Origin of the sequence: Bacillus sp. NPDC057893, assembly GCF_042796455.1 — a bacterium.
Lineage (GTDB): Bacteria > Bacillota > Bacilli > Bacillales > Bacillaceae_G > Bacillus_A.
In genome coordinates, this window is sequence record NZ_JBHVNG010000001.1 from 1,199,122 (window position 1) to 1,217,676 (window position 18,555).

21 protein-coding genes are annotated in these 18,555 nt (G+C 34.9%); 19 read left to right on the top strand and 2 right to left on the bottom strand.

The features are described from left to right. Positions 1-83: 83 nt before the first annotated feature. The 13 genes from ACFVQC_RS06470 (at position 84) to ACFVQC_RS06530 (ending at position 11,579) form a co-directional block, all read left to right on the top strand. Positions 84-698, top strand: a complete 615-nt coding sequence (locus ACFVQC_RS06470) for a sugar transferase (protein ID WP_377894584.1) — start codon at positions 84-86, stop codon at positions 696-698. Then, entirely contained in the window at positions 695-1,327 is a 633-nt protein-coding gene (locus ACFVQC_RS06475; protein ID WP_377894585.1) for an acetyltransferase, read from the top strand. The genes ACFVQC_RS06470 and ACFVQC_RS06475 overlap by 4 nt, the downstream gene beginning before the upstream one ends. Positions 1,328-1,386: 59 nt before the next feature. Beyond that, entirely contained in the window at positions 1,387-2,490 is a 1,104-nt protein-coding gene (locus ACFVQC_RS06480) for an aminotransferase class I/II-fold pyridoxal phosphate-dependent enzyme (protein WP_377894617.1), read from the top strand. Between the two features lie 280 nt (positions 2,491-2,770). Next, the gene (locus ACFVQC_RS06485) at positions 2,771-4,708 is read left to right on the top strand and encodes a lasso peptide isopeptide bond-forming cyclase (protein WP_377897738.1); all 1,938 of its coding nucleotides are present in this window, start codon (positions 2,771-2,773) and stop codon (positions 4,706-4,708) included. Between the two features lie 15 nt (positions 4,709-4,723). Next, positions 4,724-4,849, top strand: coding sequence for a paeninodin family lasso peptide (locus ACFVQC_RS06490; RefSeq protein WP_002087908.1), 126 nt, complete (start codon positions 4,724-4,726; stop codon positions 4,847-4,849). 77 nt (positions 4,850-4,926) lie between these two features. Beyond that, the gene (locus tag ACFVQC_RS06495; RefSeq protein ID WP_377897741.1) at positions 4,927-5,898 is read left to right on the top strand and encodes an aldolase; all 972 of its coding nucleotides are present in this window, start codon (positions 4,927-4,929) and stop codon (positions 5,896-5,898) included. Beyond that, positions 5,861-6,169 carry a lasso peptide biosynthesis PqqD family chaperone gene (locus ACFVQC_RS06500; RefSeq protein ID WP_002111222.1) on the top strand — a complete coding sequence of 103 codons (309 nt, stop codon included), beginning with the start codon at positions 5,861-5,863 and terminating at the stop codon, positions 6,167-6,169. Before ACFVQC_RS06495 ends, ACFVQC_RS06500 begins: the two co-directional genes overlap by 38 nt. Before the next feature lie 36 nt (positions 6,170-6,205). Continuing rightward, complete coding sequence (locus tag ACFVQC_RS06505; protein ID WP_070144437.1) at positions 6,206-6,679, top strand: lasso peptide biosynthesis B2 protein; 474 nt, start codon at positions 6,206-6,208, stop codon at positions 6,677-6,679. Position 6,680: 1 nt separating this feature from the next. After that, entirely contained in the window at positions 6,681-7,868 is a 1,188-nt protein-coding gene (locus tag ACFVQC_RS06510) for a nucleotidyltransferase domain-containing protein (RefSeq protein ID WP_377897743.1), read from the top strand. Between the two features lie 11 nt (positions 7,869-7,879). Further along, positions 7,880-9,679: an ABC transporter ATP-binding protein gene (locus ACFVQC_RS06515; RefSeq protein WP_377897745.1), complete on the top strand. Its 1,800-nt coding sequence runs from the start codon at positions 7,880-7,882 to the stop codon at positions 9,677-9,679. 228 nt (positions 9,680-9,907) lie between these two features. Then, on the top strand, positions 9,908-10,231 hold the full coding sequence (locus ACFVQC_RS06520) for a PadR family transcriptional regulator (protein WP_283751018.1): 324 nt from the start codon (positions 9,908-9,910) through the stop codon (positions 10,229-10,231). Next, positions 10,224-10,766, top strand: a complete 543-nt coding sequence (locus tag ACFVQC_RS06525; RefSeq protein ID WP_002111217.1) for a DUF1700 domain-containing protein — start codon at positions 10,224-10,226, stop codon at positions 10,764-10,766. The genes ACFVQC_RS06520 and ACFVQC_RS06525 overlap by 8 nt, the downstream gene beginning before the upstream one ends. Beyond that, entirely contained in the window at positions 10,767-11,579 is an 813-nt protein-coding gene (locus tag ACFVQC_RS06530; RefSeq protein WP_377897747.1) for a DUF4097 family beta strand repeat-containing protein, read from the top strand. Positions 11,580-11,653: 74 nt separating this feature from the next. On the opposite strand, the gene lexA is transcribed toward ACFVQC_RS06530, so the two are convergent. Then, positions 11,654-12,268, bottom strand: coding sequence for a transcriptional repressor LexA (gene lexA / locus ACFVQC_RS06535; RefSeq protein WP_377897749.1), 615 nt, complete (start codon positions 12,266-12,268; stop codon positions 11,654-11,656). Positions 12,269-12,409: 141 nt separating this feature from the next. Here lexA and ACFVQC_RS06540 point away from each other — a divergent pair, with 141 nt between their 5' ends. Beyond that, positions 12,410-13,066, top strand: a complete 657-nt coding sequence (locus ACFVQC_RS06540) for a YneB family resolvase-like protein (RefSeq protein ID WP_002128580.1) — start codon at positions 12,410-12,412, stop codon at positions 13,064-13,066. A gap of 45 nt (positions 13,067-13,111) precedes the next feature. Next, positions 13,112-13,351, top strand: a complete 240-nt coding sequence (locus tag ACFVQC_RS06545) for a DUF896 domain-containing protein (protein ID WP_002014431.1) — start codon at positions 13,112-13,114, stop codon at positions 13,349-13,351. A gap of 40 nt (positions 13,352-13,391) precedes the next feature. Here ACFVQC_RS06545 and ACFVQC_RS06550 read toward each other — a convergent pair whose 3' ends face one another. Then, on the bottom strand, positions 13,392-14,975 hold the full coding sequence (locus ACFVQC_RS06550; RefSeq protein ID WP_377897752.1) for a bifunctional metallophosphatase/5'-nucleotidase: 1,584 nt from the start codon (positions 14,973-14,975) through the stop codon (positions 13,392-13,394). A gap of 184 nt (positions 14,976-15,159) precedes the next feature. Between ACFVQC_RS06550 and ACFVQC_RS06555 the strand changes: the two genes are divergently transcribed. The 4 genes from ACFVQC_RS06555 (at position 15,160) to phnE (ACFVQC_RS06570) (ending at position 18,550) form a co-directional block, all read left to right on the top strand. Beyond that, complete coding sequence (locus ACFVQC_RS06555) at positions 15,160-16,098, top strand: phosphate/phosphite/phosphonate ABC transporter substrate-binding protein (protein WP_002146246.1); 939 nt, start codon at positions 15,160-15,162, stop codon at positions 16,096-16,098. An 84-nt stretch (positions 16,099-16,182) separates the two neighbouring features. Beyond that, complete coding sequence (gene phnC / locus ACFVQC_RS06560) at positions 16,183-16,956, top strand: phosphonate ABC transporter ATP-binding protein (RefSeq protein ID WP_002146247.1); 774 nt, start codon at positions 16,183-16,185, stop codon at positions 16,954-16,956. Continuing rightward, entirely contained in the window at positions 16,953-17,747 is a 795-nt protein-coding gene (gene phnE / locus ACFVQC_RS06565; protein ID WP_377897754.1) for a phosphonate ABC transporter, permease protein PhnE, read from the top strand. Before phnC ends, phnE (ACFVQC_RS06565) begins: the two co-directional genes overlap by 4 nt. Further along, a complete protein-coding gene (gene phnE / locus ACFVQC_RS06570) occupies positions 17,747-18,550 on the top strand; it encodes a phosphonate ABC transporter, permease protein PhnE (protein WP_098775464.1) in 804 nt (267 codons plus the stop codon). The genes phnE (ACFVQC_RS06565) and phnE (ACFVQC_RS06570) overlap by 1 nt, the downstream gene beginning before the upstream one ends. The last annotated feature ends 5 nt before the right edge of the window (positions 18,551-18,555 follow it).

Genomic DNA, 18,555 nt, shown 5'->3' on the forward strand with positions numbered 1-18,555 from the left:
TTTAATTGTATATAAAGTTTTAAGAGTTAATTAGCGTTAGGAGTATTAAATGTAAATAAATAAGTAAGTAAGGAGGATAGTACATGAAAAGAATTTTTGATGTATGTATTTCTTTATTATTATTATTTGTATGTTTGCTTCCTATTCTTGTAGTAGCAATCTTAGTTAGGCTGAAATTAGGGTCCCCTATACTATTTAGACAACAGCGTCCAGGACTACATGGAAAACCGTTTAATCTTTATAAGTTTCGAACTATGTTGGATAAGAGGGATAGTAATGGGGAATTACTTCCAGATCAAAATAGGCTGACTATTTTTGGGGAAGTCCTTAGAAAATATAGTTTTGATGAGTTACCACAGCTTATAAATGTTGTAAGGGGCGATTTAAGTTTAGTAGGACCACGACCATTATTGATGGAATACTTACCCCTATATTCTAGTAAACAGGCTAAAAGGCATAATGTAAAACCAGGAATTACGGGATGGGCACAAATAAATGGAAGGAATTCGATTACTTGGGAAGAAAAGTTTGAATTAGATGTATGGTATGTAGAGAAGCGTTCTTTTTTATTAGATTTGAAAATAATTGTACTTACAATAACAAAAGTACTTAAAACAGAGGGGATAAATCATGTTGGACATGTAACAATGGAGCCGTTTACTGGAGGGAAAATAGAAATAAAGGGGGAGGGGAAATGAAAATTTTGATAATAGGCCGTGGTGGGCATAGTAAGGTTGTGAAGGATATAATTTTATCAAATGAAGGGTATGAAATAGTCGGTTATTTAGATGATTTGTATACAGGTATAAATATTATAGATAATCTATATTTTGGAGCAATTGAAGATGCACAGGAAATTATTAAAAATTTTAATGATATAAATCTTGTTATTGCTATAGGGAATAATAAAGTGAGAAAAATAATTTTCAGAAGATTAAATCAACCGATTGACATATATGCTACATTAATTCATAAAACGGCCATTATAAGTCCTCAAGCTCGTGTAGGAAACGGAACGGTAATTATGCCGAATGTGGTTGTTAATGCTGATACTATCATCGGTAACCATACGATAATCAATACAGGTTCAATAATTGAACATGATAATATAATTGATGATTTTGTTCATATTTCACCACATGCTACACTTACAGGTTCTATCACTATAGAAGAGGGGGCTCATATAGGTGCCTCAGCTACTATAATTCCAGGTGTTAAAATTGGTAAGTGGTCTATCGTTGGAGCAGGCTCTGTTGTCATAAATGATTTTCCATCTAATTGTACTGCTGTTGGCATTCCTGCAAAAGTTATTAATGTAGTAAATTAAGAGGGGGATGAAGAATCGTGATAAAAAGTAAGGATAAAATATATCTTTCTTCACCACATATGAGTGGGAATGAACAAAAATATATTCAAAATGCGTTTGATACAAATTGGATTGCTCCTCTTGGACCAAATGTTGATGGATTTGAAAGAGAACTTGCATCTTTTGTAGGAGTTAATGGTGGAGCTGCAGTAAGTTCGGGAACGGCTGCTATTCATTTGGCGTTGCAATTATTAGATGTTCAAAAGGGAGATACTGTATTTTGTTCAAGTTTTACTTTTGTAGCGAGTGCGAATCCGATTGTTTATTTGGGAGCTACACCAGTTTTTATTGATTCAGAACGAGATACATGGAATATGTCACCGCAAGCGTTGGAGCATGCATTGCATGATGCGGATAAAGAAGGGGAATTACCAAAGGCCGTTATCGTTGTTCATTTGTATGGACAAAGTGCTAAAATTGATGAGATTCTTTTGTTATGTAATAAGTATAATGTTCCTATAATAGAAGATGCAGCAGAATCTCTAGGATCTACATATAAAGGAAAAGCAAGCGGTACATTCGGGAGGTTTGGGGTTTATTCATTTAACGGAAATAAAATCATTACAACTTCGGGTGGTGGAATGCTTGTATCTGATGATGTGGAAGCATTAGAGAAAGCGAGGTTTTTAGCGACTCAAGCAAGAGAGCCAGCACCTCATTACCAGCATAGTCAAATAGGTTACAATTATAGAATGAGTAATATATTAGCTGGCGTTGGGAGAGGGCAATTAGAAGTGTTAGAAGATAGAGTGAGGGCTAGAAGGCGTATATTTAATCGGTATTATGAAGAGTTATCTCACATACCGGGATTTTATTTTATGCCGGAATTAGAAAATACTCACTCGAATCGCTGGCTTACAACAATGATGATTGATGAAAAGGCATCTGGTATCTCTATTGAAAAATTATTGACAACCTTAGCTGAAGAGAATATTGAAGCGCGTCCTACATGGAAGCCACTGCATATGCAGCCACTTTTTAAAGAAAGTAAGTATTATTCTCATCAGAAAGATAATGATGTATCTAAAAGATTATTTGAACAGGGGGTTTGTCTTCCATCGGGTTCCAATATGATGGATGAGGATCACCGGAGAGTTATTCAGGCTATTATAAATATTATATAACATGGAATAATTCACAGAGAAACAAGTACGTTGATGTTCATTATAATGAACATCAACATTGTCTATTTGGTGTATATTTCCATTGATATATTGACGAAAAAGTAATGTGATGATAATTTTAATGTATCTATATCTATTTTGATAGGGAAGTTAGAGTGTGTGCTTGATTGGGAGTTAAAATGTATGTTTTTGTTCTTTAAAAAGAATTCGGTCAAGGGAGAAAAGTTGTATTAAATAAAAAGAACCTTTGCGGTAACTTGTTGTATAAGGGGTGGGGAAAATGAGTGCTATAACAGGTATTATTCATTTTAATGAAGAAACTATATCGATTCAGCATGGCACACAGTTAATGAGTTATTTACAAAAGTACCCTGCTGATGATATTCAAATATGGCATAAAGAAAATGTTTTTCTAGGATGTCACGCACAGTGGATCACACCAGAATCTGTTGGTGAACAATTACCCTTTTATAATTACGAAAAGCAACTGGCAATTACAGCAGATGCTATTATTGATAATCGTAATGAGTTATTTGAAAAATTACAAGTGGATTATGCAGATAGAAAAAACATGACAGATAGTGAGTTGATTTTACTCTCTTATCAGAAGTGGGGGGAAGCGGCTCCAAAATATTTGGTAGGCGATTTTGCCTTTATGATTTGGGATGAGAAAAAACAAACCCTTTTTGGAGCCAGAGATTTTTCGGGAAGCCGAACCCTTTATTTTTATCGTGGTGAGGAAAAGTTTGCTTTTTGCACTATTATAAATCCGTTATTTACTCTACCATATGTTGAGAAAAAATTGAATGAGCAGTGGATTGCTGAATTTTTAGCTATACCTGTAAATTTCGAATCAGTAGATTCACAGCAAACAGTTTATAAATATATAGAACAGGTGCCTCCATCACACACTATTTCGGTAAAGAATGGCAAAGTTAATTTTTCGCGATACTATACACCAACTACTGGGAAAATGCTTAATTTAAAATCAAATGAAGAGTATGAAGAGGCATTTCGAGATGTGTATCAAAGTGCAGTGAAGGCACGTTTAAGAACACATCACAAAGTAGGAGCTCATTTGAGCGGAGGGCTAGACTCTGGTTCTGTCGTTAGCTTTGCTGCAAAAGATTTACGTGCTGAAAATAAAAAATTACATACGTTTAGTTATGTCCCAGTAGAAGGATTTGTAGATTGGACACACAAAGGTAGGATAGCCGACGAAAGACCATTTATTCAATCAACTGTAAAGCATGTAGGGAATATACAGGATTATTATTTAGAACTGCCGGAGAGAAGCCCACTATCGGAAATTGATGATTGGCTGGAAACAATGGAGATGCCATATAAATTTTTTGAGAATACTTTTTGGTTGAGTGGAGTTTATGAAAAAGCATCTCAACATGGAATAGGGGTACTCCTTAGTGGTCAAAGAGGTAATTGGACAGTATCGTGGGGGCCTATTTTAGATTATCAGGCAATGTTGTTAAAAAAGCTACATTGGATGCGTTTTTATCGTGAACTATATTTATATAGTAGAAATCTAGGAGTGAAAAAATCACGTGTTTTTGAAGTGGTAAAAAGAAAGGCATTTCCATTTTTGCATCAGTTACTTTCTTCAGAGGAACAAGATGTTTTTCCTAGGATAATCAATCCGGAATTTGCAAAAAAAATGAATGTTTTTGATAGACTCAAAGAACAGGATATTGATATAACAGGTACCTCTATCTCAAATGCATATGACATGAAAAGAGAACAGTTTGAAAAAACATATTATTGGAGCATAAATGGAACGTATGAAACGAAACTATCGTTACGTTATGCTTTATGGGATCGTGATCCTACAAATGACTTACGGATTGTCCAATTTTGTTTATCAGTCCCGGAAGAACAGTATGTTCAAAATGGTGTAGATCGATCTCTTATCCGGAGAGCCACAAAAAATTTACTTCCTGATAAAGTACGATTAAATCAACGGGTTCGGGGTGTTCAAGGTGCAGATGGTGTTTACCGTATGGCTCCTTTTTGGAATGAATTCATTGAGGAAGTTGAAGAACTTAGTGTAGATCCAATAATCTCTGAATTTCTAAATGTAGAGGTAATTAAGAAAGCTATCTCGAAAATCTGTAAAGAACCTCGACCAGAGTATGCATTTGATCTAGATTTTAGAGTTTTAATGCGCAGCATAATCTTCTATCGATTTATAAAAAAATCAATATGAAAGGAGGTGATATGTATGAAAAAGGAATGGAAACAACCTGTATTAGAAGTACTAAATATTAATATGACTATGGCGGGGCCTGGACATAAATATCCTGACTCGATTCAACCTGATCCAGATGATCCGGTGAAGTATAGTTAAGTCACTGGAAAATAAAGCTCTTATATAACTTTGTTATATAAGAGCTTTCAAAAAATTGACAATGTGGGGTGAATAGGATGATCAATTCTATGGAGAATGTGTTATACAAAGCCTTCGGGTTAAAAATAGTAAGTGAAATCCCATTACCCGAATTGTCTCAGCTGAATGAAAAGAAAGAAATGGCGGATGTTCAAATTGAAATAACGGATTTATCTGAACGATGGGATAAATATAGCGAAGAACAGCAAAAAACAATTGTAGTGGAAGATGATGTAGTGATGTTTCATGTTCCTCAGACTGCAATATTTTCTGTCCAAGCGGGCGAGAAAATTACTTTTCTACCTATGCCAGGGGCGGAAGAAAATAAAATACGACTATATATTCTGGGGACTTGTATGGGTGCACTTTTGATGCAACGCAAAGTACTTCCGTTGCATGGAAGTGTAATGGCTATAGATGGAAAAGCATATGCTTTAATTGGTGATTCAGGGGCTGGAAAATCAACTTTAGCCTCGGCTTTTTTGAGTAAAGGATATCAACTTTTAAGTGATGATATAGTTGCTGTGTCTCTTTTATGTAAGAATACCCCGATAGTGGATCCGTCTTACCCACAACAAAAATTATGGAAAGAAAGTTTAGATGAGTTTGGAATGGAAAAAGAGCAATTTAGCTCTTTGTTCGAAAGGGAAACGAAGTATGCTGTTCCTGTTAATTCTCAATTTTTTCCCGATCCATTACCTCTTGCTGGTGTTATTGAATTAGTAAAAACGCAGGGAGAAGATATTGAGATGACCCGTATTGAAGGTCTCACACGCTTGTGTAAATTATACCAACATACTTTTAGGAATTCTTTGATTTCTAAATTAGGATTGATGGAATGGCATTTTGAAACTTCATCTAATATTGCAAGTGGAATGGAAATGTTTCAATTAAGACGCCCGGCTTCGAGATTTACAGCTCATGAGCTTGTGCAAGTTATTTTAAATACTATACAGAAAGGGAGTATGGCTGATGGTTGTTCATTCGAGAAAAATATCATTAGAACATAATGTTGTACAGAGTGAAGGTAATATAGTAAGCGATATGGATGGAGAAAAAGTTATGTTAAATGTCCAAAAAGGAAATTATTATAACTTAGGTGAAATAGGCGGAGAAATATGGGAGCTTATTGAAAAGCCGATAATAATTAATCAGCTTGTTACTATGTTAGTATCTAACTATGATATTGAACGAAAAGATTGTGAAGAGCAAGTTCTTTCCTTTTTAGAGTGTTTGTTTCAAGAAGGTTTAATTCAAATAAAAGACCACCCTAATAAGTAGATTCATAACTTTAAGAGAATTGTTAGGGAGGGATTAATGAATATTGTGAAAAGGTTAAGGATATTTTTATCATTGAACACAAAAACAAAATTTTTACTTTTTGAGGCTTTTATTTTCTTAGGGTGGGCACGTGTACTAAAAAGTAGTACATTTTCCAAAGTTGCACCTTCTTTAGGAGATTACATGAACGAAACATCATTTACTCACATTCAGCCAAACTGGGATACACTAAATAAGGTGTCCGAAGCTATTTCTGTTATGAGTCGTTATACTTTTTGGGAAAGTCAGTGCCTTGTTAAAGCTATAGCTGGGATGAAAATGCTCGAAAAACGTCATATTGATAGTACTCTTTATTTAGGAACCGCTAAGGATAATAATGGGGAATTAATTGCGCATGCATGGTTACGTAGCGGTTCTTTTTATGTTACTGGATCAGAGGGGATGGAGAAGTTTACTGTCGTTGGATCATTTGCAAAGAGGTTAAGTGAGGACACTATTAAAGGAGAATAAAATGAGGAATGATTTTGATCTTGATGTAGAGTTCATGTCTAAGGAATTGAAATTTCTTTTTGCAATTTTGAAGTTACAAGATGACGAAACACTGCAAACTTACAGTAGGGAATGGTTTGCAGATATTGATTGGGAAGTTTTTCTTGAGCAAGCTATGCATCATCGTGTTTATCCGGTGATTTATCAAAAACTTAAACAGGTAGATGAGGAACGAATTCCTTCACATGTTGTACAAACTTTAAATAGAAAATATAAAAATAATACATTTCAAATGCTTTATTTAAGTGCTGAAATGGAACGAATGAATAAACTTTTTAATGAAAATGAGATTCGTACGATGTTTCTAAAAGGGCCTGTACTATCTCAGGACTTATATGGAGATATTTCTTTGCGAACATCCTGCGATTTGGACGTTCTCATTCCTATTCAAAATTTAGAAAAAGTAGAAAAACTACTTTTAGAGCAGGGGTATGTAAAAGATGATTATATTCAAACGATATTAAGTGATTGGAAATGGAGGCATCACCATATAACATTTTTCCATCCAACAAGGCGGATCAAACTTGAAATTCATTGGAGGTTAAATCCCGGACCGGGTAAGGAACCTGGGTTTGAAGAGCTTTGGAAGCGAAAGAGAAAAAGTACACTTACGAGTAATTCGGTATATATGTTAGGAAAGGAAGACTTATTTTTATTTCTTGTATCTCATGGTGCCAGACATGGTTGGTCCAGGTTACGTTGGTTAGTAGACATAAAAAAAATTGTCAATCAAGATCTTAACTGGAATGAGATTCATAAATTAATGAGAAAATACCAAATACTTCATTTAGGAGGACAAGCATTAATTTTGGCATCACAATTGCTAGGTACACGACTAAATGAAAGAATGACGGAATTAGTAGCTAAAAAACATTCGAAGCAGCTAGCACAAGAAGCACTGTTTTATTTCGAGAAAATGATAAACTTGCATTCTGAACCTGTTCCTGAAGAAGTACTTGCTTATCATAGTAGACATTTATTTTCACTGATGTCTAATCAGCAAAAAATTATATTTATTTTGAGCCAACTTTATCCTTATCCAATTGATGCAAAAACATTACCGTTACCTAAATCTCTTCATTTTTTATATTTTCCTTTACGTCCGTTTCTATGTCTTTGGAGGAAAACAAAGGAGCTTGCTTTGTTATAGGGGGAACATCGATGAATCATATTATATATTTTATGAAGAAATTATATTCTTCTGCAGGGAAAATTCTGTATGTGAATTTGTTTGGTATGGTTTTAATAAGTTTACTTGAAGGGATAGGTATTATTTTATTAATTCCTATGATAAGTATGACTGGAATAATCAATGTAGGTGAGGAGACTGCTTTTATTGCACCTGTCTATAGATTTTTACAGGATTTCCCTAAAACAATAAGTCTAATTTCTATTTTAGGTATATATATACTAATAGTGTTAGGTCAAAATCTACTACAAAGAAACATAACGCTAAGGGATGCGAGAACGCAACAAGCTTTTGTACGAGAATTAAGAATAGAAACATATAGTATGATTCTAAAAGCGAAGTGGAGTTTTTTTTTAGAGAAAAGGAAAACAAATCTAATAAATATATTAACTACAGAATTAGCTCGCGTAAGTTATGGGGTTAATTTAATTTTACAATTGTTAGCTGCTATTCTGTTTACATTCATACAGGTGGGGATTGCGTTTTTATTATCTCCCCAAATAACTATATTTGTTTTGGTCTTTGGCTTATTATTCTTGGTAGCTTCTCGTGTTTTTATAAAAAAAGCACGAATACTAGGCGGTAAGACCTCAAAATTGGCACAAGGCTATCTTTCTGGTATAACAGATCATTTTAATGGAATTAAAGATATAAAGAGTAATACTTTGGAAGCATCACGTTTAGATTGGTTACAATCTATAACAGGAAAGATGAGTAACGAACAAATGGAGTATATGAGAATAAGATCGAACTCTCAATTGTTTTATAAAGTTTCAATGGCTATTTTAATTGCATTTTTTATATTATTATCAGTAAGTATATTTAAAGCTCAACCGGCCCAATTACTATTAATCATACTCATTTTTTCGAGACTATGGCCACGATTCATGACAATTCAGTCAAATTTAGAACAGCTTGCTGCGAGTATTCCTGCTTTTAAGTCATTATGGGAATTACAAGAGGAATGTAATGAAGCGATTGAAATGCAGGATATACATCAGCAAAAACATATAAAGCCGATTTGTATAGAACAGGGTATTGAATGTAAGGATATTTATTTTCGGTATAATAAGAAGGAGCATTTGTATGCACTTCAAAATATTAATGTGCAAATACCAATCAATAGTATGACGGCTATTGTGGGACATTCGGGAGCTGGGAAGAGTACATTAATCGATGTTTTAATGGGATTGATTCAACCAGAGAAAGGTCAAGTATTAATAGATGGAACTCCTCTTACAAGTGAAAATTTATTGTCATTGAGACGGGCTATTAGTTATGTGCCACAAGATCCTTTCTTATTTAATGCAAGCATAAGAGAAAATTTATTGATGATTGAGCCGAATGCGAGTGAAGAACAAATTTGGACTGCATTAGATTTTGCGGTGGCAGCTGAATTTGTACGAATACTTCCAAAAGGGCTTGATACTCTAATTGGAGATCGTGGAGTGAGACTTTCAGGTGGTGAACGTCAACGACTTGTACTAGCTCGAGCTATTTTAAGACAACCATCCATTTTAGTATTAGATGAAGCTACGAGTGCATTAGATACTGAAAATGAGGTAAAGATCCAATCAGCAATAGAAAGATTGAAAGGAACGATGACTATTGTTGTTATTGCGCATCGGTTATCTACGATCCGTAATGCAGATCAAGTTATTGTTTTAGGAAAAGGTGAAATTGTTCAAAAAGGTGAATTTAATCAATTGGCTAAAGAGAGAAAAGGTGTGTTTCGAAATTTATTGGGCTCACAAATGGAAGTTGGTTCTTAGAGGAGCAAGAGTGAATGAAATCGTGTATGAATGTAATTCGAATTGAATAAAAGCCCGAATAATGATCAGCTACAACAGGATCTTATTAGGGCTTTTATTTGTGCTATTTCTAAATTTTAGGAATAAATATAGTTTAGTACCTTGCAATAAATAGTACCAAGTGGTATATTGTGGATATAACAGGTACCGTGTATTGAACAGTACTGAAATAAGAAAGGGGGATTGTCCTTGAACGTTCAGTTTAAAAAAGGTGTGTTAGAACTGTGTGTATTGGCGCTTGTAAAACGTAAGGATTGTTATGGTTATGAACTTGTTCAGCAAATTTCAAATAAATTTTTAATATCGGAAGGTTCTGTATATCCGCTATTACGTCGTTTAACGAAAGAGGAATATTTTCAAACATATTTAAAAGAATCCACGGAAGGACCGCCCCGTAAATATTATCAACTAACAGAGCAAGGGGAGACGCAACTTACGTTATTAGTAACAGAGTGGCGTGATTTTTCTAAAGGTGTTCAAGAAATTATTGAAGGGGTGGAATGGGATGAGTAAAGAACAGTTTCTCAAAGAATTATCAAGTCATCTTAGAAAGTTACCAGAAGAAGAGCGACAAGATATTTTATTTGATTATGAAGAGCACTTTCAGTTTGGGATGGAAGAGGGGAAAACTGAATCAGAAATAATAAAGGGGCTTGGTTCTCCGAAAGTAATTGCGAAAGACTTGCTTGCTTTGTATCGCTTTGATGAGATGAAAAAAGATCCATCAACTTCGAATGTAACAAGAGCTGTCCTGGCAGCGGTTGGACTTAGTTTGTTTAATTTTATTATTGTGTTAGGCCCATTAATTGCAATTATAGCTTTTATATTTTCCTTTTGGGTCGGTGGTATTGCTAGTGTAGTGACACCATTTTTCGTTATTGTAAAAGTATTTATGGGTACTTTTATTTGGTTGGATCTTTTCGTTAGTATAACGTTTGTCGGAGTAGGTTTGTTGTTATGTATTGTAGCTTATTATAGTACGAAGTGGTTTAAAAGATTATGTGTACGCTATGTAGTGTGGAACTTCAAAATGATAAAAGGGGAGTAGATGATGAAAAAAATATTATTAGTAGCTATCGCTTGTATCATTATTGGAGTAATAGGGATTTCACAAACATATGAAAAAGCAGTACAAACTGCAGAAAAAGGAGATAAAGAGGACGTAATTAAAAACGAATCGCTAAAAAATGTAGAAGTTAAGTTAGATGCTGGAGATATTGTTGTCCAAAAATCTCCTGATTCCTCTTTTTATGTAAAGCAAACAGGTGACGTAAGTAAACAGGAGATTCGTATTGCTGAAGATGGTGATACATTAAAAGTCATAGGGGAAATAGAAAAAGGTGTTTCATTTGATTTTTCATTTTACAATTTCGGATTTCAAACGCCTAGATTGACTATATTAGTACCTGAACGTTCTTATCAAGAGATAAAAGTAAATTCATCCGCTGGACAAATAGAAATAAGTAATGTGAAAAGTGACCGCGTAAGTGTTGAAACACTCGCCGGAGAAGTGGATTTGAAACATGTAACAGCAAAGAGTGTGGAGGGGTCTACAAAAGCTGGTGAGGTGAATTTTAAAAAAGTAATAGGGAAAGTAACAGCAAAAACGGCTAGTGGGGATATAGATATTATTGATCATGATTCTAAATATGATTTAGAGGCAAGTTCAACTGCTGGAGATGTAGATATTACTTTATTGGAAAAACCACAAGATGCAGTTATAACTGGGCAAACCGCTGCTGGGGACGTGACAATTTTTAATGAAGAAAATAAAAATATAAAGATTGGTAATGGTAGTAAAAAGATTAGCGGTAAAACTGCTGCTGGAGATGTTACTATTGAAACGCATTCTTTTGAATGAACGGAAATCTATCAAAATATAAAAAGAAGATAATTACCTATATAAATAAGGGAATTATCTTCTTTTTATTATTTTTAATGTAAATCACGATATACGCCAATTACTTTTCCGATAACTGACACTTGTTTTAAAATAATAGGTTCTAGTGAAGAGTTTTCCGGTTGTAGACGGAAATAATCTTTTTCTTTATAGAAACGTTTAACAGTTGCTTCGTTATCTTCTGTTAAAGCAACTACAATTTCACCGTTGTTTGCAGACTGTTGTTGGCGAACAACAACTAAATCACCATCAAAGATACCAGCTTCAATCATGCTATCTCCAGAAATGCGTAACATAAACACTTGATCTGCTCCAGCAACGATACTTGCTGGAAGTGGGAAGTGATCTTCTACACTTTCGACTGCTGTAATCGGTAAACCGGCAGTAACTTTTCCGACGATTGGAACTTGAATAACTGACTGTGTTTCTATTCGGTTGTTACCTAAAATTTCAATTGCGCGTGGTTTTGTTGGGTCGCGTCGAATATATCCTTTTTCTTCTAGTCGTGATAAATGTCCGTGCACTGTAGAACTAGAAGCAAGGCCGACTGCTTGACCGATTTCACGTACGGAAGGTGGATATCCTTTTTCTTGTACTTTTAGCTTAATAAAGTCGAGAATGTCTTGCTGGCGTTTCGTTAACTTTTCCATGTTTTCTAACACCTCGTTTTCTTTCATTTTTCTTATTATTAAGTATAACATGCGAAAAAACATTCTACAAACATAAGTTCGAACGAAAGGCAAATTTATGATACACTATAAGGAAGATATAGTGAGAAAGAAGGGTTCAAAATGAATGCAATTATTTATGCACGTGTGAGCACAACAAAAGAAGAACAGGAAACATCATTATTGCGTCAAAAAGATGAATTATTGCATTTAGCTGAGCGCTATCAAATGGATGTTACAAAGGTAATTGAGGAGCAGGCTAGCGGTTATACAATTGAACGTGATGGCATATTAGAAGTGCTAGATACAATTCGAGATGAACAAGTTGATGTACTACTTATACAAGATGAAACGCGTCTTGGTAGAGGAAATGCAAAGATTGCGTTAATGCATTGTTTACATAAAGAGGGGATAAAAGTTTATACGCACACGCATAGTGGTGAATTACAGCTTTCAGATTCTGATTCGATGGTGCTAAATATAATTGGGATCGTTGAAGAGTATCAAAGAAAGATCCACAATTTAAAAATTAAACGTGGCATGCAAAGAGCAGTGGAGAAAGGATTTCGTCCAGAGAATAATTTGAAAAATCGTCATTTAAGCGTAGGACGTGAGAAAAAAGAAGTGCCAATTGAGGAAATTGTACGTTTGCGCCGGAATGAATTAACTTTTGAAGAAATTGCAGCAACACTTCGTGGTTTTGGTCATGATGTTTCAAAAGCAACTGTACATCGAAGGTATGTAGAATATACAAAGCAATTGCTTGATAAAGAGGACTAACTATTGTATGATAATAATCAGTTTTGAGTAGAAGGGGGATTCGAGATGCCAAGTCAAGAACTCATTGAACGCATTAACTTCTTAGCGAAAAAAGCAAAAGCTGAAGGCTTAACTGAAGAAGAACAACGTGAGCGCCAATCGCTACGTGAACAATATTTAAAAGGATTTCGTCAAAATATGTTAAACGAATTAAAAGGAATTAAAGTCGTTAACGAAGAAGGAACGGATGTTACACCGGCGAAATTAAAAGCTTTAAAAAAGCAAGATAATGCAAAATTAAATTAAAAGATGGGCATAGCCCATCTTTTTTTATTTGTTAAATTCGTTATTTAATAACTTTCCAGTTGTGATTGACTGTTGCTTCTATCCTTTTGTGCTTCAATATATAGTTAGCGATAAGTTCAGACATATCTGTTGGTATGTCTTTTACTACTAGATTATTTTGAAACATAAAGAAGTTCCCTCCGCCACTTGCGCGATAATTATTCATAACAACGTCATATTCTTCATTTATATTAAGGGGAGCGCCTTTATACTGTAAAGATTCTACTCTCTCGCCAATTGGTTTTGAAATGTTTAATACGTACGAAATCCCTTCCCACATATCGTAATTATAGTGTTGCGGCTTTGGTTCTATGTAGGTAGGGGTTACGATGATGGATCCATCTGCTTTTAATGTGAAATAAGAAGCAGAGAGTTCGAGAGCATCTTTTATATCCGCTCCGGTTATTCTAATTACTTTTAATGTATTTGGATAAATATAATTAGAAACGATGTCACGCATTGTTACATGTTTCGGGAAACCTGGAGATGTATTATGGAACAAACTTGTGCAAGAAATTGAAACATTAGCTATATCCATCTGTATTTTATTTATGAATTCAATAAAAGGATGGTCTTGCAAACGAGTTTGCATAGCATCTGAAATTTGCATGTCCCCATAGATTAGTCCAATAGGTTGATCAAGCCAATTTTGTGTTTTCTCTTCATAATCGGCAACCAAGGAAAGAACATCTTGGTCTGCCGCAATTCCTTGTACGGGCAATAACTCTGAATAACTCTCTTTTTTTACCCATTTTTGTTCTGTTTTTTCGAATGTTACTGTTACTTTTCCGACTGAGTGTCCATTGCATCCGGTCTGTAAAATTGTTACACCATTAATCACGGTGTGAGCGATTTCTCGGTGTTGGTGGCCTGTTAGTAAAATATCTATGCCTTCAATTTCATGGCACATTGAATATCCTTGGTTTTCACCTGTTAAAACTTCAGTCGGTACCCCAGTTTGTAAATCGCGTTCAAATCCCCCGTGATAGGCTACGACTAGTAAATCTGGTTTCTCATGTTTACGGATGTAAGAAACCCATTTTTTTGTTGTTTCAAATGCATCTTCAAATTGTAAATCTTTAATATGATGTGCTTGTTCCCAATGGGGGATGTAATGCGTTGTCACCCCTAAAATAGCAATTTTTATATTTGATTCAATATGTTTTATTATATATGGTTTCCCGAAATAAGGTTCTTTTCTGTTTTTATCTAAAATGTTTGCTGATAGATAAGGGAAATTTGCAGTAGCCACAGCATTATTTAATATATCCATTCCATAATTAAATTCATGATTTCCGATAATTGCAATGTCATACTCTAAGTAGTTGGCTAATAAGGACATTGGGTTTTCCATATCTTTTTCGTATGTAGCGTAATGATAAGTAAATGGTGTTCCTTGAATGAAGTCCCCGTTATCAATTAAAAGAACGTTTGTGTTTTGAGAACGTTCTTTTTTTATAAGAGTGGAAATCTTAGCTAAACCAATGTCTGCTTGGGAGTTATCTTGGTAGTGAATTGGATAAACAGTACCATGTATATCGCTTGTTAATAAGATGTTTAAAGTTACAATTTGATTTTGATTCAATATCATTCACCTTTTCTATTGTTATCTGCTAATTAAGCATATCAAATATATGAAGAGAATTTTAATGTGAATGTATAGAATGTGTAAAGATTCTGTAAATAGGGAATTATTCGTGAAAATGTGTGATATATTTCTTCATGTTTACGGAAGGTTATTTTATAACAACAAAAATGGAGGCATTAATATGTTGAAAAAAGTTTTTGTAATGAGTACAACAGTTGTACTAGCAGCGGGATTATTAAGTGGCTGTGGAACGAAGGAATCAAGTGCAAGTAAAAATGAAGATACGAAAAAAGGTTATGTACCGAAGACTTTAAATGTTCAATTTGTTCCTTCTCAAAATGCAGATACGTTAGAGGCGAAGGCAAAACCGTTGGAAAAGCTATTAAGTGATAAATTAAATATGCCGGTAAAAGTTAGTATTTCAACGAATTACAATACAATTGTAGAAGCGATGGCATCTAAGCAAGTAGATGTAGGCTTTTTACCTCCAACAGCGTATGTGTTAGCGCATGAGAAAAAGGCTGCAAATGTAATTTTACAGGCACAACGTTTTGGTGTAGATGATGAGACAGGAGCTCCTACAAAAGATTTAGTAGACTTTTATAAATCTGAGTTTGTTGTTAAGAAAGATTCTAATATTAACAGTGTAAAAGATTTAAAAGGTAAAAAAATTGGTTATCAAGATGTAACATCGTCAGCGGGGTATGTATGGCCTGCGGCTGTATTGTTAAAAGAGGGAATTGATCCGTTGAAAGATGTGAAACCTGTTACATTAAAAGGTCATGATCAGTCACTTATTGCTCTTTTAAATGGTGATGTAGATGCAGCTGTTGTATTCCAAGATGCTCGTAATATTGTAAAAAAAGATTATCCTAATATATTCGATCAAACGAAAATAGTGAAATTTACGGAGAAAATTCCAAACGATACGATTTCTGTACGTTCTGATTTAGATGCAGAGTGGAGCAAGAAATTACAGGATGCTTTCATTGAAATAGGAAAGAATGAGGAAGGGCACAAAATCATTAAAGAAGTATACTCACATGAAGGATACGTTAAATCTGATGATAGTAAATTTGATATCGTTCGTGAATACGGAAAGAAAGTAAAAACGCAATAATACATATGGAAATGGCAGCTAACTGGAAGGGGTGTAGTTTCAGTTAGTTTGCCGTTTTGAATACATAGAAGGTAGGTAAGATGTGTGATAGAGTTTCGAAATGTCTCCAAAGTGTATCCGAATGGTACAAAAGGATTGAATAATATAAACTTGAAAATTCGAAAAGGTGAGTTTGTTGTAATGGTAGGGTTATCCGGGGCTGGAAAGTCTACACTTCTCAGATCGGTAAATCGCCTTCATGAGATTACGGAAGGTGAAATCATAATAGAAGGTGAGTCTATTACTGCCGCAAAAGGAAAAGGGTTACGACGTATGCGCCGAGATATTGGTATGATTTTTCAAAGCTTTAACCTTGTAAAGCGGTCAACGGTATTGAAGAATGTATTAGCTGGACGTGTTGGGTATCATTCGACACTGCGTACAACGTTAGGTCTATTTCCAAAAGAGGATTTGGAGCTTGCATTTCAGGCGTTAAAAAGAGTGAATATTTTAGAGAAAGCATATGAACGAGCTGATGAATTGTCAGGAGGACAACAGCAACGTGTATCAATAGCGAGAGCATTGGCGCAAGAAGCGAAAATTATATTGGCAGATGAACCTGTTGCATCGTTAGATCCACTCACAACAAAGCAAGTGATGGATGACTTGAAAAAAATTAACGAAGATTTTGGAATTACGACAATTGTAAACTTGCATTCTATTGATTTAGCTAGGCAATATGCTACTCGTATTATTGGATTACATGCAGGTGAAATTGTCTTTGATGGATTGGTAGAAGAGGCAACGGATGAAAAATTTGCTGAAATTTATGGGGAAGTAGCTCAGAAAAGCGAATTATTAGAGGTGGCAGCCAAATGAAAGACGTGACGATATACTCGAAATCGATACCCAAGCCGCCGAGTAAATTGAAACATATGTTAACGGCTATTCTAGTTATTTTACTTTTGTGGGGAAGTAGTGTGCAGGTCGACGCATCATTTGCAAAACTAGTAGTTGGTTTTCCTAATATGATGGATTTGCTGAAAGAGATGGTGCCGCCAGATTGGAGCTATTTTCAAGTTATTACAACAGCAATGTTAGATACAATGCGCATGGCAATTATTGGGACGACTTTAGGAGCGATTTTAGCTATTCCAATTGCACTACTTGCGGCAAGTAATGTGTTTACTAGCGCATTTTTGTACAGTTCAGCTCGATTGATTTTAAATTTTATCCGGACAATACCAGATTTATTATTAGCGGCAATTTTCGTAGCTATTTTTGGAATAGGACCACTTCCAGGTATTTTGGCGCTTACTTTTTTCTCGATTGGACTCGTGGCGAAATTGTTGTATGAGTCAATTGAATCAATTGACCCAGGTCCATTAGAAGCGATGACAGCGGTAGGAGCGAATAAGGTGCAATGGATTGTTTATGGGGTAATTCCGCAAGTAAAAGCGCACTTTGTCTCCTATGTCCTTTATACATTTGAGGTGAATGTGCGTGCAGCAGCTGTTCTAGGCTTAGTAGGAGCGGGTGGTATTGGATTATATTATGATCGTACACTTGGATTTTTACAATATCAACAAACTGCTTCTATTATTATTTATACTCTTGTTGTTGTATTGCTAATTGATTATGTAAGTACATTGTTGCGGGAGAAATTATAATGAGTAAAACGACGATAATCGTACCGAAACCGAAGAAACCGAGTGTATATCGCTGGATTATTTTTATAGCACTTACAGTTATATATGTATGGGCCTTTTCAGGAGTCCCGCTAGAGGGAATAAAGGATACAGCGGGAGAAATTACAAAAGCAATTATGACAGGCGTACTGAACCCAGATTGGTCCTATGTATCTTTACCAGATGGTGAAGATTTATTACATGGTTTAATTGATACGTTGGCAATTGCGATATTAGGTACATTTATTTCTGCCTTTTTATCTGTTCCATTTGCTTTTTGGGCGGCAACGAATATGAGTAGTGGAAAATTAACTTCAGTAACTGGGAAATTTGTACTTAGTTTTGTTCGTACATTTCCTGAATTAGTTATGGCCCTTTTATTTATAAAAGCTGTCGGTCCAGGCTCTTTCGCCGGAGTTTTAGCTTTAGGATTACACTCTATCGGAATGTTAGGGAAACTATATTCGGAAGGAATTGAGAATATAGACAAGGGACCGACGGAAGCGTTAATCGCAACAGGTGCAAATCGGTTTCAAATACTTTGGTATGCAGTATTACCACAAGTGTTACCGGATTTTCTATCGTATACGTTATACAGATTCGAAATTAATGTACGATCCGCTGCGATTTTAGGTGTTATTGGAGCAGGTGGTATTGGTACTCCATTAATTTTTGCACTGAGTTCACGGAATTGGTCCCGCGTGGGAATTATTTTATTAGGCATCATTTTAATGGTAATTATAATTGATTTTATTTCAAGTTCGATTCGAAAACGGATTGTTTAACGAAT

What these genes read in the sequence shown, in the direction of transcription:
- ACFVQC_RS06540 (WP_002128580.1), top strand. Translation starts at nt 12,410, where the DNA reads ATGAATGCAATTATTTATGCACGTGTGAGCACAACAAAAGAAGAACAG.
- ACFVQC_RS06495 (WP_377897741.1), top strand. Translation starts at nt 4,927, where the DNA reads ATGATCAATTCTATGGAGAATGTGTTATACAAAGCCTTCGGGTTAAAA.
- ACFVQC_RS06500 (WP_002111222.1), top strand. Translation starts at nt 5,861, where the DNA reads ATGGTTGTTCATTCGAGAAAAATATCATTAGAACATAATGTTGTACAG.
- lexA (WP_377897749.1), bottom strand. Translation starts at nt 12,268, where the DNA reads ATGGAAAAGTTAACGAAACGCCAGCAAGACATTCTCGACTTTATTAAG.
- ACFVQC_RS06505 (WP_070144437.1), top strand. Translation starts at nt 6,206, where the DNA reads ATGAATATTGTGAAAAGGTTAAGGATATTTTTATCATTGAACACAAAA.
- phnE (WP_377897754.1), top strand. Translation starts at nt 16,953, where the DNA reads ATGAAAGACGTGACGATATACTCGAAATCGATACCCAAGCCGCCGAGT.
- ACFVQC_RS06470 (WP_377894584.1), top strand. Translation starts at nt 84, where the DNA reads ATGAAAAGAATTTTTGATGTATGTATTTCTTTATTATTATTATTTGTA.
- ACFVQC_RS06530 (WP_377897747.1), top strand. Translation starts at nt 10,767, where the DNA reads ATGATGAAAAAAATATTATTAGTAGCTATCGCTTGTATCATTATTGGA.
- phnE (WP_098775464.1), top strand. Translation starts at nt 17,747, where the DNA reads ATGAGTAAAACGACGATAATCGTACCGAAACCGAAGAAACCGAGTGTA.
- ACFVQC_RS06480 (WP_377894617.1), top strand. Translation starts at nt 1,387, where the DNA reads ATGAGTGGGAATGAACAAAAATATATTCAAAATGCGTTTGATACAAAT.
- ACFVQC_RS06515 (WP_377897745.1), top strand. Translation starts at nt 7,880, where the DNA reads ATGAATCATATTATATATTTTATGAAGAAATTATATTCTTCTGCAGGG.
- ACFVQC_RS06475 (WP_377894585.1), top strand. Translation starts at nt 695, where the DNA reads ATGAAAATTTTGATAATAGGCCGTGGTGGGCATAGTAAGGTTGTGAAG.
- ACFVQC_RS06525 (WP_002111217.1), top strand. Translation starts at nt 10,224, where the DNA reads ATGAGTAAAGAACAGTTTCTCAAAGAATTATCAAGTCATCTTAGAAAG.
- ACFVQC_RS06490 (WP_002087908.1), top strand. Translation starts at nt 4,724, where the DNA reads ATGAAAAAGGAATGGAAACAACCTGTATTAGAAGTACTAAATATTAAT.
- ACFVQC_RS06545 (WP_002014431.1), top strand. Translation starts at nt 13,112, where the DNA reads ATGCCAAGTCAAGAACTCATTGAACGCATTAACTTCTTAGCGAAAAAA.
- ACFVQC_RS06510 (WP_377897743.1), top strand. Translation starts at nt 6,681, where the DNA reads ATGAGGAATGATTTTGATCTTGATGTAGAGTTCATGTCTAAGGAATTG.
- ACFVQC_RS06555 (WP_002146246.1), top strand. Translation starts at nt 15,160, where the DNA reads ATGTTGAAAAAAGTTTTTGTAATGAGTACAACAGTTGTACTAGCAGCG.
- ACFVQC_RS06485 (WP_377897738.1), top strand. Translation starts at nt 2,771, where the DNA reads ATGAGTGCTATAACAGGTATTATTCATTTTAATGAAGAAACTATATCG.